The sequence below is a fragment of the Ruegeria sp. C2 genome (genome assembly GCF_056537765.1).
On sequence record NZ_JBQFRZ010000001.1, the window covers coordinates 1,089,639 to 1,113,553 of the forward strand.

The 23,915-nt window shown below is 59.6% G+C and carries 26 protein-coding genes; 11 read left to right on the forward strand and 15 right to left on the reverse strand.

All coding sequences use genetic code 11. From position 1 onward, the window contains the following. Positions 1 to 75: 75 nt before the first annotated feature. The 5 genes from radA (at position 76) to ACR0IV_RS05545 (ending at position 5,397) form a co-directional block, all read left to right on the forward strand. Positions 76 to 1,440 carry a DNA repair protein RadA gene (radA, locus tag ACR0IV_RS05525; RefSeq protein WP_480657461.1) on the forward strand — a complete coding sequence of 455 codons (1,365 nt, stop codon included), beginning with the start codon at positions 76 to 78 and terminating at the stop codon, positions 1,438 to 1,440. Positions 1,441 to 1,481: 41 nt separating this feature from the next. Beyond that, positions 1,482 to 2,054 carry a CvpA family protein gene (locus tag ACR0IV_RS05530; protein WP_480469627.1) on the forward strand — a complete coding sequence of 191 codons (573 nt, stop codon included), beginning with the start codon at positions 1,482 to 1,484 and terminating at the stop codon, positions 2,052 to 2,054. A gap of 644 nt (positions 2,055 to 2,698) precedes the next feature. Next, positions 2,699 to 4,219: an amidophosphoribosyltransferase gene (gene purF / locus ACR0IV_RS05535; RefSeq protein WP_480657460.1), complete on the forward strand. Its 1,521-nt coding sequence runs from the start codon at positions 2,699 to 2,701 to the stop codon at positions 4,217 to 4,219. Positions 4,220 to 4,461: 242 nt separating this feature from the next. After that, on the forward strand, positions 4,462 to 4,716 hold the full coding sequence (locus tag ACR0IV_RS05540) for a hypothetical protein (RefSeq protein WP_480657459.1): 255 nt from the start codon (positions 4,462 to 4,464) through the stop codon (positions 4,714 to 4,716). 36 nt (positions 4,717 to 4,752) lie between these two features. After that, positions 4,753 to 5,397 carry an SDR family NAD(P)-dependent oxidoreductase gene (locus ACR0IV_RS05545; protein ID WP_480657458.1) on the forward strand — a complete coding sequence of 215 codons (645 nt, stop codon included), beginning with the start codon at positions 4,753 to 4,755 and terminating at the stop codon, positions 5,395 to 5,397. Between the two features lie 62 nt (positions 5,398 to 5,459). On the opposite strand, the gene ACR0IV_RS05550 is transcribed toward ACR0IV_RS05545, so the two are convergent. The 4 genes from ACR0IV_RS05550 to ACR0IV_RS05565 all read right to left on the reverse strand — a co-directional run bounded on the left by ACR0IV_RS05550 (position 5,460) and on the right by ACR0IV_RS05565 (position 7,973). Continuing rightward, positions 5,460 to 6,302, reverse strand: coding sequence for an ATP-binding protein (locus ACR0IV_RS05550; RefSeq protein ID WP_480657457.1), 843 nt, complete (start codon positions 6,300 to 6,302; stop codon positions 5,460 to 5,462). A 115-nt stretch (positions 6,303 to 6,417) separates the two neighbouring features. Continuing rightward, positions 6,418 to 7,296: a twin-arginine translocase subunit TatC gene (gene tatC, locus ACR0IV_RS05555; RefSeq protein WP_480469622.1), complete on the reverse strand. Its 879-nt coding sequence runs from the start codon at positions 7,294 to 7,296 to the stop codon at positions 6,418 to 6,420. Then, the gene (gene tatB / locus ACR0IV_RS05560) at positions 7,293 to 7,751 is read right to left on the reverse strand and encodes a Sec-independent protein translocase protein TatB (protein ID WP_480469621.1); all 459 of its coding nucleotides are present in this window, start codon (positions 7,749 to 7,751) and stop codon (positions 7,293 to 7,295) included. The genes tatC and tatB overlap by 4 nt, the downstream gene beginning before the upstream one ends. Before the next feature lie 6 nt (positions 7,752 to 7,757). Continuing rightward, entirely contained in the window at positions 7,758 to 7,973 is a 216-nt protein-coding gene (locus ACR0IV_RS05565) for a twin-arginine translocase TatA/TatE family subunit (RefSeq protein WP_008758019.1), read from the reverse strand. Positions 7,974 to 8,191: 218 nt separating this feature from the next. Between ACR0IV_RS05565 and ACR0IV_RS05570 the strand changes: the two genes are divergently transcribed. Together ACR0IV_RS05570 and ACR0IV_RS05575 are read left to right on the forward strand one after the other, a co-directional pair. Next, positions 8,192 to 8,497: a hypothetical protein gene (locus ACR0IV_RS05570; protein WP_480657456.1), complete on the forward strand. Its 306-nt coding sequence runs from the start codon at positions 8,192 to 8,194 to the stop codon at positions 8,495 to 8,497. A 21-nt stretch (positions 8,498 to 8,518) separates the two neighbouring features. Beyond that, positions 8,519 to 9,190, forward strand: coding sequence for a helix-turn-helix transcriptional regulator (locus ACR0IV_RS05575; RefSeq protein ID WP_480657455.1), 672 nt, complete (start codon positions 8,519 to 8,521; stop codon positions 9,188 to 9,190). Between the two features lie 63 nt (positions 9,191 to 9,253). Here ACR0IV_RS05575 and ACR0IV_RS05580 read toward each other — a convergent pair whose 3' ends face one another. The 8 genes from ACR0IV_RS05580 to ACR0IV_RS05615 form a co-directional block, all read right to left on the reverse strand. After that, a complete protein-coding gene (locus ACR0IV_RS05580) occupies positions 9,254 to 10,414 on the reverse strand; it encodes a peptidoglycan DD-metalloendopeptidase family protein (protein ID WP_480657454.1) in 1,161 nt (386 codons plus the stop codon). A 63-nt stretch (positions 10,415 to 10,477) separates the two neighbouring features. Next, the gene (locus tag ACR0IV_RS05585) at positions 10,478 to 11,128 is read right to left on the reverse strand and encodes a protein-L-isoaspartate(D-aspartate) O-methyltransferase (protein ID WP_480469616.1); all 651 of its coding nucleotides are present in this window, start codon (positions 11,126 to 11,128) and stop codon (positions 10,478 to 10,480) included. Continuing rightward, entirely contained in the window at positions 11,125 to 11,907 is a 783-nt protein-coding gene (gene surE / locus ACR0IV_RS05590; RefSeq protein ID WP_480469615.1) for a 5'/3'-nucleotidase SurE, read from the reverse strand. The genes ACR0IV_RS05585 and surE overlap by 4 nt, the downstream gene beginning before the upstream one ends. Before the next feature lie 120 nt (positions 11,908 to 12,027). Next, the gene (locus tag ACR0IV_RS05595) at positions 12,028 to 13,149 is read right to left on the reverse strand and encodes an ABC transporter ATP-binding protein (protein ID WP_480657453.1); all 1,122 of its coding nucleotides are present in this window, start codon (positions 13,147 to 13,149) and stop codon (positions 12,028 to 12,030) included. Between the two features lie 45 nt (positions 13,150 to 13,194). Next, on the reverse strand, positions 13,195 to 14,241 hold the full coding sequence (locus tag ACR0IV_RS05600) for a methyltransferase domain-containing protein (RefSeq protein ID WP_480658554.1): 1,047 nt from the start codon (positions 14,239 to 14,241) through the stop codon (positions 13,195 to 13,197). Positions 14,242 to 14,339: 98 nt separating this feature from the next. Further along, the gene (locus ACR0IV_RS05605; RefSeq protein WP_480657452.1) at positions 14,340 to 15,452 is read right to left on the reverse strand and encodes a hypothetical protein; all 1,113 of its coding nucleotides are present in this window, start codon (positions 15,450 to 15,452) and stop codon (positions 14,340 to 14,342) included. A gap of 2 nt (positions 15,453 to 15,454) precedes the next feature. Beyond that, complete coding sequence (locus tag ACR0IV_RS05610) at positions 15,455 to 16,234, reverse strand: SDR family oxidoreductase (protein WP_480657451.1); 780 nt, start codon at positions 16,232 to 16,234, stop codon at positions 15,455 to 15,457. Between the two features lie 70 nt (positions 16,235 to 16,304). After that, positions 16,305 to 16,667 carry a nuclear transport factor 2 family protein gene (locus tag ACR0IV_RS05615; RefSeq protein WP_480469610.1) on the reverse strand — a complete coding sequence of 121 codons (363 nt, stop codon included), beginning with the start codon at positions 16,665 to 16,667 and terminating at the stop codon, positions 16,305 to 16,307. Positions 16,668 to 16,776: 109 nt separating this feature from the next. Between ACR0IV_RS05615 and ACR0IV_RS05620 the strand changes: the two genes are divergently transcribed. The 3 genes from ACR0IV_RS05620 to ACR0IV_RS05630 all read left to right on the forward strand — a co-directional run bounded on the left by ACR0IV_RS05620 (position 16,777) and on the right by ACR0IV_RS05630 (position 20,907). Then, positions 16,777 to 18,381: a peptide chain release factor 3 gene (locus ACR0IV_RS05620; protein WP_480657450.1), complete on the forward strand. Its 1,605-nt coding sequence runs from the start codon at positions 16,777 to 16,779 to the stop codon at positions 18,379 to 18,381. Positions 18,382 to 18,402: 21 nt separating this feature from the next. After that, positions 18,403 to 19,344 carry a glycosyltransferase family 2 protein gene (locus ACR0IV_RS05625; RefSeq protein ID WP_480657449.1) on the forward strand — a complete coding sequence of 314 codons (942 nt, stop codon included), beginning with the start codon at positions 18,403 to 18,405 and terminating at the stop codon, positions 19,342 to 19,344. Positions 19,345 to 19,527: 183 nt separating this feature from the next. Then, entirely contained in the window at positions 19,528 to 20,907 is a 1,380-nt protein-coding gene (locus tag ACR0IV_RS05630; RefSeq protein WP_480657448.1) for a DEAD/DEAH box helicase, read from the forward strand. Here the strand turns inward: ACR0IV_RS05630 and ACR0IV_RS05635 are convergent. From ACR0IV_RS05635 to ACR0IV_RS05645, 3 genes are read right to left on the reverse strand one after another with little or no spacing between them, the layout of a single operon-like run. Then, complete coding sequence (locus ACR0IV_RS05635; RefSeq protein WP_480657447.1) at positions 20,904 to 21,806, reverse strand: EamA family transporter; 903 nt, start codon at positions 21,804 to 21,806, stop codon at positions 20,904 to 20,906. The two genes, ACR0IV_RS05630 and ACR0IV_RS05635, sit on opposite strands and share 4 nt — an antisense overlap. A gap of 21 nt (positions 21,807 to 21,827) precedes the next feature. Then, positions 21,828 to 22,730: a fatty acid desaturase gene (locus ACR0IV_RS05640; protein ID WP_480657446.1), complete on the reverse strand. Its 903-nt coding sequence runs from the start codon at positions 22,728 to 22,730 to the stop codon at positions 21,828 to 21,830. After that, on the reverse strand, positions 22,723 to 22,926 hold the full coding sequence (locus ACR0IV_RS05645; RefSeq protein ID WP_480657445.1) for a DUF2061 domain-containing protein: 204 nt from the start codon (positions 22,924 to 22,926) through the stop codon (positions 22,723 to 22,725). Before ACR0IV_RS05645 ends, ACR0IV_RS05640 begins: the two co-directional genes overlap by 8 nt. 109 nt (positions 22,927 to 23,035) lie before the next feature. Between ACR0IV_RS05645 and ACR0IV_RS05650 the strand changes: the two genes are divergently transcribed. Further along, positions 23,036 to 23,902: a helix-turn-helix domain-containing protein gene (locus ACR0IV_RS05650; protein WP_480657444.1), complete on the forward strand. Its 867-nt coding sequence runs from the start codon at positions 23,036 to 23,038 to the stop codon at positions 23,900 to 23,902. The last annotated feature ends 13 nt before the right edge of the window (positions 23,903 to 23,915 follow it).

The window sequence follows — 23,915 nt, forward strand, 5'->3', positions numbered from 1 at the left end:
CGCGGCGCGCCACCGGCGGTGAGGAAAGCCCGCAAGGGCTTGAAGAACCGCCCTTCCTCGGGCACCAAGGGCGACATGGCAAAGACACAATCCTTCTCCTGCTCCGCCTGCGGTGCCTCGCACACAAGATGGTCAGGCCGCTGCGATGGCTGCGGCGAATGGAACACCATCGTTCAGGAGACACCGCTCTCCGCTGGCCCCGCCAAGAAATCGCTGGGCGGCAAGCGCGGACAGTCGATCACCCTGTCAGACCTCTCGACCGAAGAAACACCGCCACCCCGCACCCTGTGTGGTGTTGAAGAGCTCGACAGGGTTCTGGGCGGTGGCCTCGTCCCCGCCTCGGCCCTATTGGTCGGCGGAGACCCCGGCATCGGCAAATCCACCCTTCTGCTGCAAGCCGCCGCGCGTTTCGCCCGCAAAGGCGTCAAAACCATCTACGTCTCGGGCGAGGAAGCCAGCGCACAGGTTAGGATGCGCGCGCGCCGCTTAGGTCTGGAAGAGTCGCCGGTGCAATTGGCCGCTGAAACCAACCTTCGGGACATCCTCACGACACTAGAGGCAGAAAAACCCGGCCTTGCCATCATCGACTCGATCCAGACCATGTGGGCCGATAATGTGGACAGCGCGCCGGGTTCGGTGTCACAAGTCCGGGCTGCAGCACATGAATTGACCACGTTTGCGAAACGACACGGTGTCTCGATCATCATGGTCGGCCACGTCACCAAGGAGGGCCAGATCGCAGGCCCGCGCGTGGTCGAACACATGGTCGACACCGTGCTTTACTTCGAGGGCGAACGCGGCCACCAGTTCCGCATCCTGCGCGCGGTCAAAAACCGCTTTGGTCCGGCGGATGAGATCGGCGTCTTCGAGATGACCGGAAAGGGACTGGCGCAGGTCACCAACCCTTCGGCCCTGTTCCTGTCAGAACGCGGCACGCCCAGCCCCGGCTCGGCGGTGTTCGCGGGCATCGAAGGCACACGGCCCGTTCTGGTGGAATTGCAGGCACTTGTAGCCCCATCGCCCCATTCGCAGCCCCGCCGCACCGTGGTGGGCTGGGACAGCGGCAGGCTGGCGATGATCCTCGCAGTACTCGAGGCGCGCTGCGGCATCCCCTTTGCCGGGCTCGACGTCTACTTGAACGTGGCCGGAGGACTGAAAGTTTCGGAACCCGCCGCCGATCTGGCCGTTGCCGCCGCGCTGCTCAGCGCCCGCGAAGACACTGCCCTGCCCGCAGACACCGTGGTTTTCGGAGAAATCTCGCTGTCCGGGGCACTTAGACCGGCCCCGCAGACCGAAAACAGGTTGAAAGAAGCGCAAAAACTTGGTTTCACAGCGGCAATTGCTCCGGCGGGTGGCAAAACCGGCACTGTGGCAGGTCTGACACTCACCCGACCCTCTGATTTGGTTGGGTTTGTTGGCGAAACCTTCGGAGCAGGTTAAGGTCGCGCCCCGAGGGGCAGTAAAAAGAACAGGCGAGGGCCATGGAAGGTTTTACAATTATTGACGGGGTTGTTGCCCTGATCATCGTGCTGTCGGGCTTGCTGGCCTATTCGCGCGGTTTCATGCGCGAGGTTCTGGCCATCGCGGGCTGGGTTGCCGCCGCCGTTCTGGCATTCATCTTCGCACCGCAAGCCGTGCCGCTGGTGAAAGAAGTGCCGGTGGTTGGAGAGTTCCTGCGCGACAGTTGCGAGCTTTCGGTTATTACCGGCTTTGCTGCGGTCTTCGCAATCGCTCTGATCGTAGTCAGCATTTTTACTCCGCTGTTCTCATCGCTGGTGCAACGCTCAGCGATTGGCGGGTTGGATCAAGCGCTTGGGTTCTTCTTCGGCATCGCGCGCGGCATCCTGCTAGTTGCGATTGCATTCTTTGTCTACGACACCGTTATGACCGGTCAGTCCTATACAATCGTCGACGAAAGTCGCTCGGCCAAAGTGTTCGAACAGTTCAGCGGTAAGATCGAAGAGCAAAACCCCGAAGCTGCGCTGGGTTGGGTTACCGCCCAGTATGAACAGCTGGTTGCCAGCTGCACAGCAGACAGCGCGTCGGAAGGCTGAACGCAGTCAAACTGAACTGATGAAAGCCCGGCTCCGACCGGGCTTTTTCATGCCCAGGCCGCAGGGATCAAACGAACCCTTCTCCGCCGCAGATATTGCATCGGATGCTTTTCAGCCCAAAACACCCGTCGCACCGGCTTGAGACAGGTTTGCCGAATTGGTCGCGGCTCTTGACCACTTCGCCGCTGCCATTGCAGATCTCACAGGGTGCGCGACCAGCCCCGCGACAGCGATGACACCGCCGTTTGACGAGTTCTTCTTTGGGCCTGTTCTGTTTGTGTTGCCACATAGCTGTGCTCCACCCAGTGTTGCCAGAGTGTCCGCAAAAACACTCGCCAACATATGACAGCATAGGTCTGCCCATTTGTCATCCCAAACCCACGGCATGTACAAATCTCGCCTGCGGCAAATCACAAATGTGATCCTTTGATGACACACGCATCGTTTGGCATTATGTGGAGGCCGTACCGAGATGGAATCGGAGCTGCCGATCTTGCTGTATCTGTTTTCTTTCGCACTAGCCGCCCTCGCGCTTGTGCCTGTTTGCCGTCTGAGCGGTCAACAACACCACATTCGGATACCGACCCGCAGCCGACCCGATCGAAACGCCAGCCAGAACAAGTCATAGAAATTGGAGCCCGTGTATGTGTGGGATTTTGGGGATCGCAAGCCGGACACATGATGTCTTTGCGGAAATCTATGACGGGTTGCTGATGCTGCAGCACCGGGGTCAGGATGCCTCAGGCATCGTGACCTATAATGGTGAGTTCTTCCGCGAGAAAAAGGCCAACGGCCTGGTCAAGGATGTATTCAACGCCAGCGACGCCGAAACCCTGCTGGGTAAGGTCGGCATGGGCCATGTGCGTTATCCCACCGCAGGATCGCTCAGCGCAGCCGAGGCGCAGCCATTTTTCGTGAACGCCCCTTATGGCATCTACCTCGTCCATAACGGCAACATCACCAATACCGAAGAACAGCGCGAGAAGGTCACGGCCAAGTACAGCCGTCACCTGCGCACCACGTCGGATTCCGAGGTCCTGCTGAACGTGCTGGCCGACAAGGTCGCCGATGCGATCAAGGTGAACGGCAACGCCGACCCGATCCGCAACCTGTTTGCCGGCGTAAAAATGACGATGGAGCGCATTCAGGGCGCCTATTCGGTGATCTGTCTGGTCGCCGGTGTCGGCATGCTAGCCTTCCGTGATCCCTATGGCATCCGGCCTCTTTCAGTGGCGAAACGCGAGGCGCCGGGCGATGGGGATGATTATGCTTTCGCCTCGGAAGATGTGGCCTTTGGCATCAACGGGTTTGATAAGCTGCGCGATCTGCGCCCTGGCGAGGCGATCCTGATCGATCTCGACGGCAACATGCATGAGTTCCAAGCCGTCGAAGGCAAGCTGACCCCATGTATTTTCGAGTATGTCTACTTGGCGCGGCCAGATTCCTTGCTGGATGGCGTATCGGTCTACAAAACCCAGATGCGGATGGGCCAAACGCTGGCAAAGCAAATTCAGGACTCGGGCCTTCAGATCGATCGGATCATCCCCGTTCCCGACAGCGCCCGCCCTGTCGCGCTCGAAGCGGCCAAGATCACCGGCATTCCCTATCGCGAAGGTCTGGTGAAGAACCGCTATGTTGGTCGCACCTTCATCATGCCCGGTCAGGAAGAACGGCAGAAATCCGTGCGCCGCAAACTCAACGCGGTTCCTCTGGAGTTCGACGGACATAACGTTTTGCTGATCGACGACTCGATTGTGCGTGGCAATACAATCAAGAAGATCGTCCAGATGTGCCGCGAGGCCGGTGCAAAGAAGGTCTATATCGCCAGCGCCTCACCGCCGGTGAAATATCCCAACGTCTATGGCATCGACATGCCCACCAAGGCCGAATTGGTTGCCAATGGCAAAGAGATCGAAGAAATCCGTGAGGAATTGGGCGCAGATGCGCTGTTCTACCAGCATCTCGACGATCTGATCTGGGCCGCCAAGGAGGGCAACCCCGAGATCGAAGCCTTCGACTGTTCCTGCTTTGACGGAAACTACATCACCGGGGTGAACAAGGACTATCTGGACAGCCTCGAAAACAGCAGCCGGGTCAGCAAGAAGCGTGAGGATATGCAGGTGGTCGGCAGCTCATGGAACGCAGCAAAACTGGCCTCGGGCTGAACGCTGTCTGACAGGCAATCCGTTGAGCGATTGCATGGAAGACCAGTTGCGGCTTGGCTGTAGGCGCCCTCGGTCAAAATCCGCTCATCATTTATGCTGAGTCCACAGCGGCTTGGCCGGGTGGCATTTCTGCTCCCCCAGATGTGAACATAACGGCTCTTTAGCTCCGACATAGCCCATGTTACGCGGCGCCTCGAACCACTCACTATACGGGGTCGGGGCGCATAGCCCGACCGCAGATCATGGCAAATACAACGGTCAAAAGCGCAGCCACGCAGCGGGGTGCGTTGAAGAAGAATTCGGTTTCGGTCCTGGGCGTATTTGGCCCAAAGGCCGAACTGCAGGCTCTGGTCCGATTGTCTTCGGGGCGGGTTAAGAAGGTGAAACCCGGCGGTCGGCTGGGTTCTGGTCGCGTGGTGGCGATTGATGAACAGGGCGTTGTGCTGCGACAAAGCGGCCAGAACCGCCGGATCGACATTCCCGGCGGTTGTTCCTGACTTGACGCTTTGCGCGGACGGGTTCAAACCCCCCTCATGACCGATCAGACCAAAATCGCCCTGATTACCGGGGCCTCGCGCGGGTTGGGCGCGGCGCTGGCCGAAGCCCTTTCCCCCGACTATCACATCGTCGCCGTCGCCCGTACCCAAGGCGGGCTGGAAGAGCTGGACGACCGCATTCAGGCCAAAGGCGGCTCGGCCACCCTGGCCCCGATGGACATCGCCGATCCCAACGCGATGGCTACGCTGTGCCGGGGTATTCATGACCGCTGGGGCAAGATAGATCTGTGGCTGCACACGGCGATCCACACCTCGGCGCTGACGCCTGCGCATTTTGTTGATCCGAAGGAATGGGCAAAGGCGGTCAACACCAATGCGACGGCCACCTCGGTTCTGATCCCGTATGTGACGCCTTTGCTGGGCGATGCCGGCCATGCGGTGTTCTTTGATGACCCGAAAGCGGGCGAGAAGTTCTATGGCATCTATGGCGCCACCAAAGCAGCGCAGATGGCGCTGGCGCGCAGTTGGGCCGCCGAGACAGCGCGGACCGGTCCGCGCGTATCGATTGTTGAGCCTGCCCCGATGCCCACAGCCGTGCGCGCGCGGTTCCATCCCGGTGAGGATCGGGATGTGTTGACCAGCACTGCGGATGAGGCAGCGCGTATTCTGGCGCAGCTATAGGGGATGGCCCTTGCGGGCCATGCCTCCGGCGGGGATATTTATGGCCAGATGAAGCGGGCGGATTACGCGATATGAACGCCGTTGCGCCCGGCGAGATCGACGAAGAATTGCCAGGCCACGCGGCCCGAACGCGAGCCGCGGGTGGCTTGCCATTCGATGGCCTCGGCGCGCAGGGTTTCCGGATCGACCTTGACGCCATGGGCGGCGCAGTAGCGGTCGATCATGGCAAGGTATTCGTCCTGATCGCAGGGGTGGAAGCCCAGCCACAGGCCGAAACGGTCGGAGAGTGAGACCTTTTCCTCGACCGCCTCAGACGGGTTGATGGCGCTGGAGCGTTCGTTTTCGATCATGTCACGCGGCATCAAATGGCGGCGGTTCGAGGTGGCGTAGAACACCACATTCTCAGGGCGGCCTTCGATGCCGCCGTCCAGTACCGCCTTGAGCGACTTATAATGCTGATCATCGTGGCTGAATGACAAATCATCACAGAACAGGATGAACCGGTGCGGCGCAGAGCGCAGGTGGTTCAGCAGGCGCGCGACCGAGGCCATATCCTCGCGCTGCAGTTCCACCAGTTTCAGGTCGGGATGCTCATCCTGCAGCGTGCCATGGACGGCTTTGACAAGGCTGGATTTGCCCATTCCGCGCGCGCCCCAGAGCAGCGCGTTGTTAGCCTTGTAGCCAGCGGCAAAGCGGCGTGTGTTGTCCAGCAGCGTGTCACGAGACCGATTAATCCCCACCAGCAAATCCAGATCGACCCGGTTGACCTGAGTGACGGGCTCCAGCCGGTCGGGTTCCACATGCCAGACGAAGGCCGGGGCCGCGTTGAAATCGGGTGCGGCCAGCGGCGCGGGCGCCATGCGCTCCAGCGCGTCAGCGATACGGTTGAGGGCTTGATCGTCCATCGGTTCCTCCGGGGTGTTCCGGCCGAGTTCAACCATGTTCCGCGCGGCACAACAAGAGCAGCGCATGAAAAAGGCGCGCCGGTTCAGGGTGCGCCTTTTCAGATCCTGCAGCGGATTACTTGGTCTCTTCGTAATCCTGCATCATGTCTGCGTCTGCCTCGGCTTCTTCATCGTCATAGTAGCCATCGGCCCGCAGCTGTTCTTCGCGCTTTTTCTCGACACGAGCCACAAGGAATATTGAGATCTCATAAAGCCCGTAAACCACCACAAAGAGGATGATTTGAGTGATCACGTCCGGCGGCGTCACGATCGCTGCCAGCACCAGAATGCCAACCACCGCATATTTGCGCACTGCGCCTAGACCTTCGGCGCTGACCAGGCCTGCCTTGCCCATCAGGGTCAGCAATACGGGCAGCTGAAAGCACAAACCAAAGGCGACGATGAACTTGATGGTTAGGTTCAAATATTCCTGCGCCGAGCCCTGAAATACCACGCTCAGCGGAGCGGTCGTGCCTTCGGCAACGGCCTCCCCTTCAGCGCCAAACTGTTGGAACCCAAGGAAGAAATCATAGGCCAGCGGCGTGACGACATAGAACGCAAAGCTTGCCCCCAGCAGGAACATGAAGGGCGAGGCCAGCATGAACGGCAGAAACGCGTTCTTCTCGGACTTATACAAACCCGGCGCCACAAACCGCCACATCTGCATCCCTATATAAGGGAAGGCCAGAATGAACCCGCCCAGCAGCGAGACCTTGATGGCGACAAAGAACCCTTCCTGTGGAGAGATGAAGATCAGCCCGCAATCCTGCCCACGCTCGGTCAGTACCTCACACAAAGGCTGCGTGAGGAAGTTAAAGAGCGGCGTGGCCACGGTGAAACAGATGATCATGCCAATCAGGAACGCCACAACGCAGTGGATCAGCCGTGTGCGCAGCTCGGCCAGATGCTCGATCAATGGGGCCGAGCTGTCCTCGATCTCGTCGGTCTTGGTCATGTTTTGCTTTCGGTTTTCAACGCCGCTTCGGCCTCTTCCGCCTTGGCAAGCGCATCCGCGGCTTCCTTGGCCTTACGTTCAGCGGCCGCACGGGCGGTCGTGGCCTGAATCTTCTTGGCTTGTTCGGCCCGTTCGGTGGCCAGCTTGCCCGTTTCGCTGTCAGGGTCGAACTTGGTCGGATCGATGGACTTGGCTACGTCACGGGCAGCTTCGTTGATGCCGTCCATCGCGCTGCCCACCGGATTGGTTGCCGCCTTCAGGCCCTTCTTGATCTCGTTGACGCCAGCCTCATCGGCCGCCTCGTTCATCGCAGTGCTGAACTCGCGCGCCATGCCGCGCGCCTTGCCGACGAACCGTCCGACATTGCGAAACAGCACAGGCAGGTCTTTCGGCCCCACCACAATCAGCGCAACGATGCCGATGACCAGAAGCTCGGTCCAGCCCAGATCAAACATCTAGGCTCAGACCTTGTCTTTATCAGTCTCAGGGGTGACGTCTTTGGCCAGTTCGGACGCATCCTGTTCCAACTCTTCGGAACCGTCCTTGACGCCCTTTTTGAACGCGGTGATGCCCTTGCCCACTTCACCCATCAGCGAGCTGATCTTGCCGCGGCCAAACAGCACCAGAACCACAACGGCGATCAGCAGCAGGCCGGGAAGGCCGATATTGTTGAGCATGTCTTGTCTCCTTCTACGTCGACGCAGCGCGCCGGGAATATATCTGACCCTGTGTCTACGCCTGCACGCGCCCCGGCAAAAGTGCGTCAGATCAAATCTGCGCGTGAATTTGAACAGATCACACATTTTTTGCAGACTGGCTTTTCACAACTGACAGGTTTATGTCAGTTGTGAAGCCCTAGAAGGACGATATCGAAACCAGGTCAACGGAGAACCACATGACCCATGTCGCAGAAATCGTCACCTTCACCCTCACCGACGGCACCACGCCAGAGGAATATGTGAAACTCAGCCAGGCGTCCGAGGCCTTCGTGCGCGCTGCCCCCGGCTTTGCGCACCGCCAACTCAGCCAGGGCGAAGATGGCCGCTGGACCGACTATGTCGTCTGGGCAGATATGAAATCCGCACAGGACGCTGCCGCCGCCTTCATGCAGCAGGATTGCGCCGCCGCCATGATGGCGGTGATCGACCCCGACAGTGTCCAGATGCGCCATGAGAATGTGCTATGGAACATGACCGCCTAAACGCGGTCCGGACGGCGTGTCATGCGCCGCACTGACCGCCTGTTCGACATCATCCAGATCCTGCGCGACGGCAAGCTGCACCGCGCGCAGGATATCGCGGACCGGCTCGAAGTGTCGGTCCGCACGATCTATCGCGACATGGATACGCTGGTGGCCTCGGGCGTTCCGGTCGAAGGCGAACGTGGCGTGGGTTACATGGTGCGCGAACAGATCACCCTGCCCCCGCTGAACCTGACACCGGCTGAACTAGAGGCGTTGAACCTCGGCATGGCAATCGTGGCCGAGGCTGCTGATCCTGATCTCAAATCCGCCGCCGAATCTCTGGCCGAAAAGATTGATGCCGTCCTGCCCACTCAGGTCATTGCCGAGGCCGACAGCTGGAAATTCGCCGTCTATCCCTTTGCCGATGCCGCGCGCGGGCTGGCCCATATGGCTCCGATCCGCGCCGCGATCAAATCACGCCAGAAACTGCATCTCAACTACCGCCGCATAGACGGCGCCCTGACAGATCGAACGATCCGTCCGCTGCACATGGAATACTGGGGACGCGTCTGGACCCTCACCGCCTGGTGCGAGCTACGCGACGCCTTCCGCGTCTTCCGCATCGACCTGATCGAATCCATCAGACCGTTGCCGGAACTCTTCACCGACGAACCCGGCAAACGGCTCAGCGACTACGATCCTTACGTGTGATCCGCCCTTCATCTGGCCATAAATATCCCCGCCGGAGGCATGGCCCGGAACGGGCCATTCCGGTCACTTCAGATAGGGTTCCGGGTCCACCGACTCAAAGCCCTGGCGCACCTCAAAATGCACATAAGCATTGTCGCCACCGCGCAGGGCAGCGAGCTTCTGGCCCCGACGTACCCGATCACCTTTCTTGACGGTGATATTGTCGACATTGGCATAAACCGTCAGCAAGTCGTTGTTGTGCTTGACCACAATGATCGGAACCTGATCCGCATCTGCAGTGATCGCGGCAACCGTCCCCGCCTCGGCCGCCTTGACCGTAGTACCGGGTGCGGCTGCAATATCGATGCCCTCGTTCTTACCCTTCTCATAGGTACGAATGATGGTGCCACCCACTGGAAGCGCCAGAGCTGATGTTCCAGAATTGGTGGGTGCTTCGGCGGTGACATCCGGCGCAGGCGTGGCGACGGCAACCTTCTCATCCGGAAGGGGTTGCGTTGCACTGGGCGGCGTCGGTGTAGGAGAGCCCTCGCCCGGCTGTGTCACCGCGGTCGCCGTGGCAGCCGGTGCGGCAGCACGCGGCGCTGGCTGGTTCTTGACCGGGATCAGCAGATACTGGTCCTCGCGCACCGCGAAATCCGACCCCAGCCCGTTCCACTCGGCCAGCGACTCGACCGACACCTGATACAGGCGCGAAATCGTATAGGCCGTCTCACCCCGCTTGACCTTGTGCCGGATCGGCTCGGGCCCCGACGGCGCGGGAGCTGGGGCGGTCTGAACGGGTGCCAGGGCAGTGGTTTGAACGGAACCGGTATCCGGTGCCTCATCAATCGCGGTGCCGGCGATGGACGCAATGTCCACACCGCTCCCGCCGCCACCGACCGAGCGTGGCAGGGCCAGAACTTCCCCATCCCGCAGCGAGTCGTTGGCTTGCAACCCGTTGAACCGGGCCAACTCGGCCACCGGCATGCCGATGCGGCTGGCCACATCGCCCACCGTGTCGCCCCGGCGCGCCACGGCAACCTGATAGTTGGGATAAGTGATAACGCCCCGCGCATCGGGTGTGGGTCGGCTGGCGGTCGCGGCCAGCGCGGCATCAGTGGTTGAAAATCCGCCGACATTACCGCGCAGGTCATAATCGAACGGCCCTTCGCACCCGGCCAGAATTGTCAGGGCGGCCACACCTGTCGCACAGCGACGCATTGCTGATTTAGAAACTGCTCTCATTATACTGTCCTCAACACCTGCCCCTGTTCTTCGGGGTTCCAGCGTATAACTCTGAATATACCTTTAAACTCCGTCTTTTCCCAGCCCCTCCAACAGGGGCACGAAACGAACGGGTAAGAGTTCGTCATAGTCCAGTCCGGTCTCGGTGCGTGTCACACGGATCAAGGTCTGAACCGCATCCGATTGTCCCACCGGCAACACCATGATACCGCCGATTTTCAACTGCGCCAAGAGCGGCCCGGGCGGGTCCTCGGCGGCTGCGGTCACAATGATACGATCAAACGGAGCCTGCTCGGGCAAACCAAACGAACCATCCGACAACATCGCGGTGACATTGGTCAGGCCCATCTCCCGAAACAGCTGCCCGGTTTCGCGTACCAGCCGCGTGTGCCGTTCCACTGTATAAACCCGCCGCGCCAGCTTGGACAGGATCGCCGCCTGATAGCCCGACCCGGTCCCGACCTCCAGCACCGTGTCCCGAGGGCTCACCTTCAACGCCTGCGTCATCAACCCCACGACCGAGGGCTGGCTGATCGTCTGCCCGCAGGCAATCGGCAGCGGCGTATCCTCATAGGCGCGCTTAGCAAACAAACCTTTGACAAAGCGTCCCCGGTCCACCTGCTCCATCGCCGCCAGCACGCGCGCGTCAGTCACCCCGCGCGAGCGCAGGGCAAACAGAAACTGCATGGTGGTTTCCGCGCTTGGTCCTGTCATTCGATGACCTTCAACGCCTCAAGTGCGTCATGCGCCGTCAGATCGGCCCGCATCGGCGTGACCGAGATGTATCCATCCAGATTCACCGCCGCATCCGTCCCGGGTGCAGTCGGGTTGTGCTGATACCCACCTTTGATCCAAAGGAACCTGCGGCCCGAGGGCGAGCTGTGCGGCTCGACCGAGAAATGAGTATCGCGGCGGAATCCTTGTGACGCCACCCGAGTACCCAGAACCTCATCGGCTGGAACCGGTGGAAAGTTCACATTGTAGAACAGCCGATAATCGCCCTGTGCCTGCGGTGTTGCATCCAGAATGCGGCGGATCAGCGCCGCGCCATGGCGGGCCGCAGCCTCAAAGGGATCGTCCAGACCCAGATTGCGCGGACCGAAGAACTGCGACAACGCTATTGCAGGAACACCCTGCAAAGCCGCTTCCATTGCGCCGCCCAACGTACCGGAATACAACGCATTTTCCGCCGAGTTATTACCTCGGTTCACACCGGACAAAACCAGATCGGGCGGCGTATCTTTCATCACGTCATGCAGCCCCGCCAACACGCAATCCGCCGGAGAGCCCTCGGCCGCAAACCGGCGCTCACCCAGCTTGGCGACCATCATCGGATGCGTATAGCTGATGCAATGGCCTACCCCTGATTGCTCGAAGGCCGGGGCCACAACCCAGATCTCTCCGACAGGCCTGGCCAGCTCTTTGGCTATCGCTTCAAGCACGATAAGGCCCGGCGCGTTGATGCCGTCATCATTTGTCAGAAGAATGCGCATGCCCGGTCCGCCCCTGCGTTTCGCCCTTGATAGACCCGCCCCAGCGCTGCGGCAAGCGACCGTCGGGCCCAATCTGCGGCATTCGCGCACCACTCGGACGGAAATCGTGGTCTTAAGGCCTCAGGCTGGGAATACAAAGCACCGATCGCGGCGGATGGTCAGCCACATGACGCGCCCCTCTTTCGGCACAAAGACATTCGGAACCGTCGCTTTCAGGATCGATCCGTCATAGTCCATCCGGAACTCGACAAGACTTTCATTGCCCAGAAACCGGGCTCTCTCGACCACGCCGCGTGCAGCCACGCCATCAGTCGGCGTGGGCATCGGACCTTTGCCGTTGCGATCAAAATCCAGTTTCACGTGTTGCGGTCGAAAAACGATTTCGACATCGGTTCCATCCGGCACGCCCGGTGCCAGAAAGCGACCAAAAGGAGTTTGCGCCAGCGCTCCATTAACCTGCGCCTGCAGAACGTTGACATCACTGAAGAATGCCACGGCGGCCTTGTCCGCGGGGCGGGTATAGACGTTATACGGCGCGCCCTGCTGCACGATCTTACCGCGCCGCATCAATGCGATTTCATCGGCCATCCGCATCGCCTCTTCCGGCTCATGCGTGACCAGCAGAACGGCGGCGTCTTCTTCCTTGAGAATCGCCAGCGTCTCATCCCGGATCCCGTCCCGCAAACGGTTGTCGAGGCCCGAGAATGGCTCATCCATCAACATGATCCGTGGACGTGGCGCGAGGGCACGGGCCAACGCCACCCGCTGCTGCTCCCCGCCCGAAAGCTGATGCGGGAAGCCATCGATGAAGCGCATCAGGTCGACCTTGGTCAGCAATTCGTCAACCCGTACACGCTTTTCGTCTTTACTGCCCTTCAGGCCAAAGCCCACATTGTCGGCGACGCTCAGATGCGGAAACAGGGCAAAGTCCTGAAACATCAGGCCGATCTCACGCCGCTCGGGTGGCACCCGGAACACTGTGTCGCAGATCAGCTTGCCATCGACATAGATCTCGCCCGAGGTCTGCATCTCAACCCCAGCGATCATCCTCAAGGTGGTCGACTTACCACAGCCCGACGGCCCCAGCAGACAGGTGACCTGCCCCGCCTGCACCGTCAGCGAGACATCATCCACAACGGTCCGCCCGCCAAAGCGCGCCACCATATTGCGGATCTCCAGTCGCGGAGGAGTTGTCGTCACGTTCACCGATAGACCCCGTAGCCTTTTCCCGATCAAATCCATCGGGCTTAGGCGGGGATAACAACCCCGCCCCTCAGGCGCAAGGCGTCAGCAACACCCGGTGGACGCTGTGTCGCCCTCGACAACAAACGGGCTGTCGCCACCGCAACCTTCGAAGATGCCGTAATGGGTCGAGAAATCGCCGATGAACTCAAAATGCCGGGCAAAGCGTGTATCCTGCAGCATCATCCAGGTGTTGCCGCAGACAGGAAAGACCTTACCGGCCTCAATGGCGTGGTGATCGTCCAGCACGAACTTATGCGGCGCATGGGGAATCGTGCCCTTGTAAATCACGGCTTGACCATAATCTTCGCAAGCGGGTTCCAGCCCGGACAGTTTGAACAAACGGTAAGTTGCCGAGATAAAGCTCAAAGGCGCAACGCGTTGTTCCAAAACCGGGTTTTCAATGGTCAGCTGTCGGTGCGTGACCCGGCGCGGGTCGCCAAATCCCGCATCGCGCGACATCGATAGAAAGTCATTCCAGTAAAGCGCACCAGACAGGCATTCGCCGTACAAAACTTCATCCTCGGCCATCGCTTTGGGCACCCGGCGATCAGCATAGACGTCCGAGAAATACATCTCGCCGCCCTCTTTCAGCAACCGATGCGCACCGCGCAGAACCGCGGCCTTGTCGGTCGCCAGATTGATCACGCAGTTCGACACGATGATATCGAAGCTTCCGGGCTCTAAATCCAGCTCATCCAGCTTTTCGATATAGCCGTGGTGGAATTCGACATTGCTGGATGAATGCCCAAAAGCCTTGGCGTGGAACTCCTGATGCGCGCGCGCCACGTCCAGTTGCTCGGGCGTCATGTCCACTCCCACAACGCGACCCGTCTCACCCACCATCGCAGACAAAGCATACACGTCCCGCCCTGCGCCACAGCCCAGATCAAGGATGCTCATCCCCTCAAGGTCCAGCGGGGCAATCAATCCGCAGCCATAGTAACGCGTCAGCACATCATCATGAATTTGCGACAGAATTCCTTTGACGTGATCCGGCATGTCATCCGGAGTACAACACGCGTTCGTCTGCAAATCGGCGCTACCCTGGAGCACTTCGCCATAGTAGTTCTGCACAGCCTCATGCTTTATCTGAGCATTCCTTCTTTCAATCGATTGCACAGCAGCTAATGCCACCCCATACGGGCCGCAATCCAGAGGCGGTTGATCTGACGAAAGCGTGACTCAACTCAGGCCAAAAGCTCAAACGGAACGCTTGCGCGAACACGTCCATTCACCTGTATTTCCAACCGATGCGGACCGGGCACCAATTTGAAGGTAGTTGCATTGCCTTTGAGCTTATGAAGCTTCGACAGCATCAGCGTGCCGTCCACAAGAACTGTTTGTTTGAGCTTATGAACCTTGGGTGAGACTTTGCCCCCAGGCCTCTGAAAGTGAATGATATAATCCACCAGAACCGGTTGCTCTGCTGCACCCGCGAGCGTGGTCGAAAAGTCCAGCGCTTCCCCGATCCGGGCCTCTCCGTTCACCTGAACATCAACCGATATATCGGCCTCGGGGTCATATCCCAGCGCTGTCATCGCACCCGGATGGCCCGATTTCACCAATCCCCGCAATGCATGCGACGTCATCCACGACAACTCATCCCCGGATTGCTGCCCGCCGTTTCGCCAGCTCTGCAATCGCTCCAGCACCAGATCGGGGTTTTTCTTGGTGATATCATTCAGGTGATTGGCCACCGACCGCGTGACATAGCGCGTCTGGTCACCATGCAACCGATCCAGCAGCGGCAGCGGATCAGACAGGTCCAACCCAATCCCCTGCCCCCAAGGCAACCGAGGTCGCGTTCCTTCACTGACCAGTCGGCGGACATGATAGCTGGAATGCCCGCACCAGTCCTGCATCCGCTCCAGCACCAAATCGGGATGCCGATTCAGAAACGGGCGGATAGCCCATTCCATCGAGAACCTCTGGGTCAGTTCCTCAATCACGTCCAAAGCCAGTTCCGGATGATCCAGCCCGACCGAGACCACCCAATCGCCCAAAGGCGCAAAGATGAAGTCGCCGAAATCGTCATCCGTCTTGTCGGGATCAAGCGGGGCCGGCAATGCGCGAAGGATCACCGGCGCGACCTGTGACAGATCACCCGGAACGGCCTGTTGCAGGCATTCAGCGATCCAGACCATCCGTTCCTTCAATTCGAGACCCGGCAGGCGTGACATCACCTGCGCCTCAAACGCCGAGGCATCGAAGCTCGTCTCGACGTCCAAAAACAAGCCGCTGAGATAACTCACTTTTTCGGCGTTGAATAACTGATCCTTGAGCGAATAACCCTGCGCCATGATTACATCGTCAGATTGGTGCCGCCGCCATCAAGCAGGATATTCTGCCCGACGATAAACCCGGCATGCTGCGAGCACAGGAAGGCGCAGGCCGCCCCAAACTCCTGCCGCGTGCCATAGCGCCGGGCCGGGATCGTTGCGGCGCGCTCGGCCCGAGCGTCCTCAATCGAGATATTCTTCTGCAGCGAAACATTGCTGTCCAGCGCATCGGCCCGGTCGGTGGCATGAATACCCGGCAGAAGGTTGTTGATGGTCACACCATGAGGCGCCACCTGACGTGAGGTGCCCGCAACATAACCGGTCAATCCAGTCCGCGCTGCATTGGACAGGCCCAAAACGGCAATCGGCGCGCGAACGGATTGCGAAGTGATGTTCACCACCCGGCCCCAGCCCTTGTCCATCATCCCCGGCAGCAGGGCCTTGATGAACGCAATCGGCGTCAGCATGTTGGCATCCAGCGCTTTGATGAAATCGTCCCGTTCCCAGTCCGACCATAGTCCGGGCGGAGGCCCACCCGCATTTGTCACAAGGATATCAACGTTCTGTGCTGCTTCGATCACCTGCGCCTGGCCCTCAGCCGAGGTCACATCACAGGCCACCGTCTGCACGTCGATATCATATTCAGCCCGCAACCGCGTCGCCTCGGCCTCAAGCGCTTCGGCCCCGCGCGCGTTCATCACCAGATCGACTCCGGCCTCGGCCAATGCTTCGGCACAGCCCAACCCCAAGCCTTTGCTGCTGGCACAAACCAGCGCGCGTGTTCCGCGTATTCCCAGATCCATTCTGATCCTCCCCAAATCTTCCGCACATCTAGCACCGGCCCGCAGAGGAAGACCAGAATGTATAGCTTGCTCAGTAGAAGAACTCTTCCCGAACGATTTTGCCATCGGCCACGTGATAGACACCGACCTCTTTCATATCAAAGTTTTCGCCGGTTTCTTTCACCTTGCCTTGCACCTCGAAGATCACGGCAAAGCGATCCTCGCCATGCGGGTACGGGCCACTGACCGACGCGCCTGTCACCTCATGCGCGCCCTCCCACCATTCATGCTTGCCACGAATGGCCTCAACACCATGCGTTTCGCGCCCCATACCGGCAAAATCCTGACCCTCAACCGAAACAGCATCAGGCGCGTAGAGCTTCCCGAGGTTTTCCTTGGCCCGATTCTCGCGGCATCCGGCAACCAGTTCTTCTGAGATTTCTTTCAAATTCATTGATTCACTCCATCATTTGTTCACTATATGTTCTTATTGCCATAAGGCCACGATTCGATCCACCCCCTTTGTCTTGCCTCGGCAGGTTTCCCCGCCTATACGCGCCCCTATGCTTGATACCTCGAACCAACCCACCCTGCCGCCCGAGATCGCCCGACGCCGGACATTCGCCATCATCTCGCACCCCGATGCGGGTAAGACGACGCTGACGGAAAAGTTCCTGCTGTACGGGGGCGCGATCCAGATGGCCGGTCAGGTGCGCGCCAAGGGTGAAGCGCGGCGCACGCGCTCGGACTTCATGCAAATGGAGAAGGATCGAGGTATCTCGGTCTCCGCCTCGGCAATGTCGTTCGACTATGGGGATTTCCGGTTCAACCTTGTCGACACCCCCGGCCACAGCGATTTCTCGGAAGATACCTATCGCACGCTGACCGCCGTGGACGCAGCCGTGATGGTAATCGACGGTGCAAAAGGTGTGGAAAGCCAGACGCAGAAGCTGTTCGAGGTCTGCCGTCTGCGCGATCTGCCGATCCTGACCTTCTGTAACAAGATGGACCGCGAAAGCCGCGATACGTTCGAGATCATCGACGAAATTCAGGAGATGCTGGCCATCGACGTCACCCCTGCCGCATGGCCCATTGGCGTGGGACGCGACTTCATCGGCTGTTATGACATGCTGCGCGACCGGTTGGAGCTGATGGACCGCGCCGACCGCAACAAGGTGGCAGAAAGCATCCAGATCAACGGCTTGGACGATCCCAAGCTGGCCGAACACGTACCCGAGCATCTGCTGGAACAGCTACTGGAAGAGGTCGAGATGGCGCGCGAACTGCTGCCCGCGCTTGACCCTCAGGCGGTTCTGGAAGGGCACATGACTCCAATCTGGTTCGGCTCGGCCATCAACTCGTTTGGTGTCAAAGAACTGATGGAAGGCATCGGAGCCTATGGCCCGCAACCTCAGATTCAATCCGCCGAACCCCGACAGATCGCACCGGACGAAAAGAAGGTCGCGGGCTTTGTCTTCAAGGTGCAGGCCAATATGGACCCCAAGCACCGCGACCGGGTGGCCTTTGTCCGCATGGCATCGGGCCACTTCAAACGCGGCATGAAGCTGACGCATGTGCGGTCAAAAAAGCCGATGGCAATCTCGAACCCCGTCCTGTTCCTCGCCTCTGACCGCGAACTCGCGGAAGAGGCATGGGCCGGGGACATCATCGGCATTCCGAACCACGGCCAGCTGCGCATCGGTGACACGCTGACCGAGGGTGAAGCGCTGCGCGTGACCGGCATCCCATCGTTCGCGCCGGAACTGCTGCAGACGGTTCGCGCAGCGGATCCGTTAAAAGCCAAACATCTTGAAAAAGCCCTAATGCAGTTTGCCGAGGAAGGTGCCGCCAAGGTGTTCAAACCCTCGATCGGTTCGGGCTTTATCGTTGGCGTCGTCGGCGCGCTGCAGTTCGAAGTGCTCGCCAGCCGGATCGAGATGGAATATGGCCTGCCCGTGCGGTTCGAAGCATCTCAATTCACCTCGGCCCGCTGGGTCAGTGGTGAGAAGGCAGAGGTCGAGAAATTCGTCAACGCCAACAAGCAGCACATCGCAAATGATCATGATGGCGACATCGTCTATCTGACCCGGCTGCAGTGGGACATCGACCGGGTCGTGCGCGACTATCCGGCGCTCAATCTGACCGCTACCAAAGAAATGATGACCTGATCGGCGGATGATGGGCCGGATATGACGCAGGACCGTCCAACCTGGGGCATCGTGTCGATGGTCCGCGGCCCGACCGAGGACATCATGCGCTTCGTCGCCCATCACCTCGATCTGGGCGCAGATCGGCTGTACATCTATCTGGACGAACCGAACCACCGCGCCCTGCGCGCGTTGCAACAACATCCTAGAATCCGCGCGCGAATCTGTGACGCTGCGTTTTGGGAAGAACGCAAACGAAAGCGCCCGGAAAAGCACCAGATTCGGCAAACGACCCACGCGACTTTCGTCTATCGCAACACCCATCTGGACTGGCTGGCGCATATTGATGTGGATGAGTTCCTCTGGCCCTCAAACTCCATCGCTGATCTGCTACAGGAAATCCCCGAAACCACCCCCGCCGTCCGGGTGCGCCCGATTGAGGCGATCACCGGCGCCGAAGACCTCTATAAGGCGCACATCCCGAACGGCCCTGATCGCGAGGCTTTGGTTCAGAACCTTTATCCGAATTACGGGGCCTTTGTGCTGGGCGGGTTTCTCAGCCATGTACAGGGCAAATTATTTGTCCGCACAGGGATGGAAAATCTCAGTTACCGCATTCACAACCTGTTCCAGAACAAAGTGCTTCTGCCGGTAAAGACGGAAATGCCGCAGGTTGACCTGTGCCACCGCCACGCACCCAGCTGGGACCATTGGCAGGCGCATCTGAACTTCCGGATGGAGCGCGGCTCCTATCAGGCGGGCATGACGCCAAACGTCCCCCGCGACCGGGGCGGCCTGAACATGCATGAACTTCTCAGCTGGATCGAAGCGGAACAGGGTCCCGAGGGGTTGCGCGCCTTCTACGATGAAATGAGCGCCGTCGACGCGGATGTGCGCACAAGGCTGGAAGATCACGATCTGATCCGGCATCGGCGCTTGGATCTGGATCAGAAAGTGGCGAAACACTTCCCCGGAAGCATCTGAATTGTTGCATAAATTCGCGTATTGAGCGGAGATGCGACAGATGAACCCCTCTTCATTTGACCCTGCCCCACGTTTTTGTTATGCCCCGCCTCAGCCGTTATGCGCAAAGGGCGCATGGCCATCCGGGCCCGGCATATTTCAGACGCGCGGGCCAGGTCTAGTGTCCGCATGAACCGGACATACATGACAAAGTTTAGCGAACTGAACCTGAACCCGAAGGTCCTCAAAGCCATTGAGGAAGCCGGATACGAAACCCCCACTCCGATCCAGGAAGGCGCGATTCCACCTGCGCTTGAGGGTCGCGATGTTCTGGGGATCGCCCAGACCGGAACTGGCAAGACCGCCAGCTTCACTCTGCCGATGATCACCTTGCTGGCCCGAGGTCGCGCCCGCGCGCGGATGCCACGGTCGCTGGTGCTGTGCCCGACGCGGGAACTGGCCGCTCAGGTGGCCGAGAATTTCGACACATATGCCAAAAATGTGAAACTGACCAAAGCACTGTTGATTGGCGGTGTCAGCTTCAAGGAACAGGACGCCCTAATCGACCGCGGCGTCGACGTGCTGATCGCCACACCGGGCCGTCTGCTGGACCATTTCGAACGCGGCAAGCTGTTGCTGACCGGCGTTCAGATCATGGTGGTAGATGAGGCCGACCGGATGCTGGATATGGGCTTTATCCCCGATATCGAACGCATCTTCTCGCTGACGCCGTTTACCCGCCAGACGCTGTTCTTCTCGGCCACCATGGCCTCGGAGATTGAGCGCATCACCGATACCTTCCTGTCCGCCCCTGCCCGGATCGAGGTTGCCCGTCAGGCCACCGCCTCGGAAACCATCGAACAGGGCGTCGTCTTGTTCAAAGGCGGTCGCCGCGACCGCGAGGCCAGCGGCAAGCGCAAGGTCCTGCGCGCTCTGATCGACGCCGAAGGTGAAAAATGCACCAACGCCATCATCTTCTGCAACCGCAAGACGGACGTGGATATCTGCGCGAAGTCACTGAAGAAATACGGCTATAACGCCGCCGCCATCCATGGCGATCTGGATCAGTCGCAGCGGATGAAAACGCTGGACGGGTTCCGCGATGGCTCGCTGCGCCTGCTGGTGGCCTCGGACGTGGCTGCACGGGGTTTGGATATCCCCTCAGTCAGCCATGTGTTCAACTTCGACGTCCCCAGCCATGCCGAGGATTACGTTCACCGCATTGGCCGCACCGGCCGCGCCGGACGCGAAGGTAAAGCCGTCACGATCTGTTCGGGTCGCGACGAGAAGGCTCTGGATGCAATCGAAAAGCTGATTCAGAAAGACATTCCGCGCATCGACAATCCGGTCAAGGAAGAACCGAAGGCCGAAAAGCCGAAGCCCGAGAAAAAAGCCAAACCTGCCGAGAGCAAGAAGAGCGAAGGCAAGAAGGATCGCGAGCCCAAGGGTCGCGGCCGCGGTCGCCGCGATGATGCCGGTCCGGCAGTGGTGGGCATGGGCGATCATCTGCCCAGCTTCATCGCTCTCAGCTTTGAAGAGCGGCGCGCGGGAACTTCCGCTCTGGCGGATGCAGACGCGTCTTAAATCGCCAGCACCAGCGCCAGTATCGACAGACCCAGCAAGGCAATCCCGGCGATCTCTCGCCGGGTGATGCTTTCACGGAAGAACAGCAGCGAAGCAAACAAGCTGAAGATCAGTTCCACCTGCCCCAACGCCTTCACGTAAGCCGCGTTTTGCAGCGTGAAGGCGAAGAACCAACAGAACGAACCGCCAAGACTGGTGAGGCCGACAAAGACACCGGTGCTTCGTGTCTGCCACACCGCCCGCAACTCGGCCCGGTCACGCCACAACAGCCAAATCCCCATGCTTAGGAACTGAAAGCTGACGACCACGGCCAGCGTCACCAGAGCGCGGAACCACGCGTCATTGTCCCCAAGTTCCAGTGACGCGCCGCGATAGGTGACCGAGGAAAAGGCAAACAGCACCCCGGACCCCAGCCCAAGCCGCGAGGCCTTGTTGGTCAGATTGCGCCACCATGCACCCTCGCCACCGGGTGTTTTGGACAGCAACAGAACCGCCATCAACCCCAGCAGAATGGCCCCCAGCGCACCGGTTGAAACCTGATCCCCGAGGATGAGAAACCCGACGATAGCGGTTTGAATAACCTCAGTTTTCTTGAACGTGATCCCGACCGCAAAGTTGCGCTGTTTGAACAAGGCGACCACGCAGATCGTCGCCAGAATCTGTGTGGTCCCGCCGATCACGGCAAACACCCAGAACCGCGCCGTGAGCGTCGGCAACTCAAACCCCGTCACCTGCTGCGCTATGAACAGACCCAACAGCGCCAGTGGCATAGAATAGGCAAACCGCGCAAAGGTTGCCCCGGCGGCCGACAGCTTCACGCTGCTCAGCGATTTTTGCAGCATGAACCGCACGGTCTGAAACGTCGCGGCTGCGAGGGTGATGGGAATCCACAAACTCATGGCTTCCCTTCTGTCGTTAAATCAGAGCTTTGGCCAGAGCGGATGCGCCACCGGATCCTTGGCGCGCCAGAAATAGTCCCGGAATATCTGCGCGTAAGAGCGATAGACATAGGATTCATTGCAGGCCAGATATCGCTCTTTCCCTGCCCGATAAAGCGCGGGAAGACGGTACCAGGGGGCTGCGGGATTCATGTGATGAACGACATGCAGGTTGTTGTTCAGAAACAGAAAAGCCAAAAGGCCACGGTCTTCAACGATAACGGTGCGCGCACGGGATTTCTCATGTGCACGATGTTCCAGAAAGGTGCGGATCTTGACCAGACCCAACCCGATATAGGCCGACAGGACAAACGCCCAGATTGGCATCGGCGACAGGGAAACGATCCAAAGCACCGCAGCCACTCCGGGCAGATGCAAGGCCCAGGCCAGCAGAATATCCCGATCACCGCGCCGCGCGCCGCGCCACTCATCCCGCATAAAGGCCAACTGTCCAATAGCAGGCCCCAAAACCATGCGCCCCAATAGGGTGTTGTTCAGCAGGTAAAGCCGCTTTTGCCACATCCCCAGACCGGCCCAGACCTGAGGATCAAGATAATTGGTTTCCGGATCGTCATAAGGGTCGGTCAGGTTGGCATCGCAATGATGCGCCAGATGCAGGTCGCGGAACCGGTTGAACGGTATGAAAAGTGTCAGGGGCAACGCCATCAGCGCCTCATTCAGCCATTTCTGTCGAAACGGATGCCCGTGCAGCGCCTCATGCGTCAGCGACGAATGCAGCGCGGCGATCAGCCCCATCGCGGGGATGGCCAACCACAGCGTAACGCCCGCCAGCCAGAACACAGTGCCCAGCCAGGCGAGGTAACATCCAACGATCAGGCCGAACGTGACCCATTCAGGCGATTTCGGTGTCGTGGGGTCAGCCATTGCGACCCCACGCGATACCGGCCCAGATACGCTCGTAAATCACATAGAGCGTCAGGCCGATCGCCGTGTTGACCAGCGCCAGCACCCCTCCGACAGCGGCTGATCCCGTGGCAATCAGGCCAACCAGCGTCATCACCGCCAGCCCCATCACATTCCACACCACGGCCTTCACGACCGATCTTCGTCGCGTCTCCATTCCGGACCCCATTTATTGTTTTTGTAATTCCAGCGTTACAGACAGGGCCACGGTTCGGGAATTCTGAATATGATTAACAATCATCAACATATATGATATAAATCAACATATGCTTGATAAAGTCGACAAACGCGACCGCGCCGCGCAGTTCCGCCACCGTCTTGCCCGCGCGATGCAGGACCGGGATGTCAGTCAAAGCGCCCTTGCACGTGACATCGGCGTGGATCGCTCGACCATCTCACAACTGTTGACCGGAGCAGGCGCACGCCTGCCCAACGCGCATGTGGTGGGCGGCTGCGCCTCGGCGCTCGGCGTCTCGGTTGATTGGTTGCTGGGGCTCTCGGACCGTCCCGAAAGCGCTGCTGAGCTGCTTGCCAGTTCCCTGACCCTGACCGAGGCCGCCCGCGCATTGGTCGATGAACGCATCTTCGAATGGCATCAGGAGGCCGCAGGCTACAAAATCCGCTATGTCCCCGCCACCCTGCCCGACATGCTCAAGACCCGCGCCGTGCTGGAATGGGAATATGCCCCGCATCTGGGTCGTACAGCAGATCAGGCGATTGGCGCGTCCGAAGATCGTCTTTCCTGGATGCGCAGCGCGCAATCAGACTATGAAGTCGCGATGCCGTTGTATGAACTTCACAGCTTTGCCAATGCCACCGGATATTACGAGGGCCTGCCCCTGCAAATCCGGCTGGATCAGATCGATCACCTGCTAAACCTCTGCGAACAGCTCTATCCCCGGCTGCGCATCTATCTCTATGATGCCAAACGGCTTTACTCCGCGCCCGTTACGATTTTCGGCCCCCTGCTCTGTGTCTTTTATGCAGGCAGCCACTATATGGCGTTTCGCGACCGCGACCGGATCGAGGTCTTCACCCGCCATTTCGACCGGCTGGTGCGCGAGGCCGATATGACCGCCCGCGAATTCCCCTCTTATCTGCAGCAACTACGGCAGCAGATCACGCGGGCATGACCTGAGCGCGATC

Bases quoted from the DNA above. Each gene is read 5' to 3' on its own strand.
- ACR0IV_RS05575 (WP_480657455.1), top strand. From the start codon at position 8,519: ATGCGCCGCACTGACCGCCTGTTCGACATCATCCAGATCCTGCGCGAC.
- ACR0IV_RS05625 (WP_480657449.1), top strand. From the start codon at position 18,403: ATGACGCAGGACCGTCCAACCTGGGGCATCGTGTCGATGGTCCGCGGC.
- ACR0IV_RS05615 (WP_480469610.1), bottom strand. From the start codon at position 16,667: ATGAATTTGAAAGAAATCTCAGAAGAACTGGTTGCCGGATGCCGCGAG.
- ACR0IV_RS05630 (WP_480657448.1), top strand. From the start codon at position 19,528: ATGACAAAGTTTAGCGAACTGAACCTGAACCCGAAGGTCCTCAAAGCC.
- ACR0IV_RS05605 (WP_480657452.1), bottom strand. From the start codon at position 15,452: ATGGCGCAGGGTTATTCGCTCAAGGATCAGTTATTCAACGCCGAAAAA.
- radA (WP_480657461.1), top strand. From the start codon at position 76: ATGGCAAAGACACAATCCTTCTCCTGCTCCGCCTGCGGTGCCTCGCAC.
- ACR0IV_RS05545 (WP_480657458.1), top strand. From the start codon at position 4,753: ATGACCGATCAGACCAAAATCGCCCTGATTACCGGGGCCTCGCGCGGG.
- ACR0IV_RS05635 (WP_480657447.1), bottom strand. From the start codon at position 21,806: ATGAGTTTGTGGATTCCCATCACCCTCGCAGCCGCGACGTTTCAGACC.
- ACR0IV_RS05540 (WP_480657459.1), top strand. From the start codon at position 4,462: ATGGCAAATACAACGGTCAAAAGCGCAGCCACGCAGCGGGGTGCGTTG.
- tatC (WP_480469622.1), bottom strand. From the start codon at position 7,296: ATGACCAAGACCGACGAGATCGAGGACAGCTCGGCCCCATTGATCGAG.
- ACR0IV_RS05610 (WP_480657451.1), bottom strand. From the start codon at position 16,234: ATGGATCTGGGAATACGCGGAACACGCGCGCTGGTTTGTGCCAGCAGC.
- ACR0IV_RS05585 (WP_480469616.1), bottom strand. From the start codon at position 11,128: ATGACAGGACCAAGCGCGGAAACCACCATGCAGTTTCTGTTTGCCCTG.
- ACR0IV_RS05565 (WP_008758019.1), bottom strand. From the start codon at position 7,973: ATGCTCAACAATATCGGCCTTCCCGGCCTGCTGCTGATCGCCGTTGTG.
- ACR0IV_RS05650 (WP_480657444.1), top strand. From the start codon at position 23,036: ATGCTTGATAAAGTCGACAAACGCGACCGCGCCGCGCAGTTCCGCCAC.
- ACR0IV_RS05550 (WP_480657457.1), bottom strand. From the start codon at position 6,302: ATGGACGATCAAGCCCTCAACCGTATCGCTGACGCGCTGGAGCGCATG.
- ACR0IV_RS05640 (WP_480657446.1), bottom strand. From the start codon at position 22,730: ATGGCTGACCCCACGACACCGAAATCGCCTGAATGGGTCACGTTCGGC.
- tatB (WP_480469621.1), bottom strand. From the start codon at position 7,751: ATGTTTGATCTGGGCTGGACCGAGCTTCTGGTCATCGGCATCGTTGCG.
- purF (WP_480657460.1), top strand. From the start codon at position 2,699: ATGTGTGGGATTTTGGGGATCGCAAGCCGGACACATGATGTCTTTGCG.
- surE (WP_480469615.1), bottom strand. From the start codon at position 11,907: ATGCGCATTCTTCTGACAAATGATGACGGCATCAACGCGCCGGGCCTT.
- ACR0IV_RS05620 (WP_480657450.1), top strand. From the start codon at position 16,777: ATGCTTGATACCTCGAACCAACCCACCCTGCCGCCCGAGATCGCCCGA.
- ACR0IV_RS05530 (WP_480469627.1), top strand. From the start codon at position 1,482: ATGGAAGGTTTTACAATTATTGACGGGGTTGTTGCCCTGATCATCGTG.
- ACR0IV_RS05595 (WP_480657453.1), bottom strand. From the start codon at position 13,149: ATGGATTTGATCGGGAAAAGGCTACGGGGTCTATCGGTGAACGTGACG.
- ACR0IV_RS05580 (WP_480657454.1), bottom strand. From the start codon at position 10,414: ATGAGAGCAGTTTCTAAATCAGCAATGCGTCGCTGTGCGACAGGTGTG.
- ACR0IV_RS05570 (WP_480657456.1), top strand. From the start codon at position 8,192: ATGACCCATGTCGCAGAAATCGTCACCTTCACCCTCACCGACGGCACC.
- ACR0IV_RS05645 (WP_480657445.1), bottom strand. From the start codon at position 22,926: ATGGAGACGCGACGAAGATCGGTCGTGAAGGCCGTGGTGTGGAATGTG.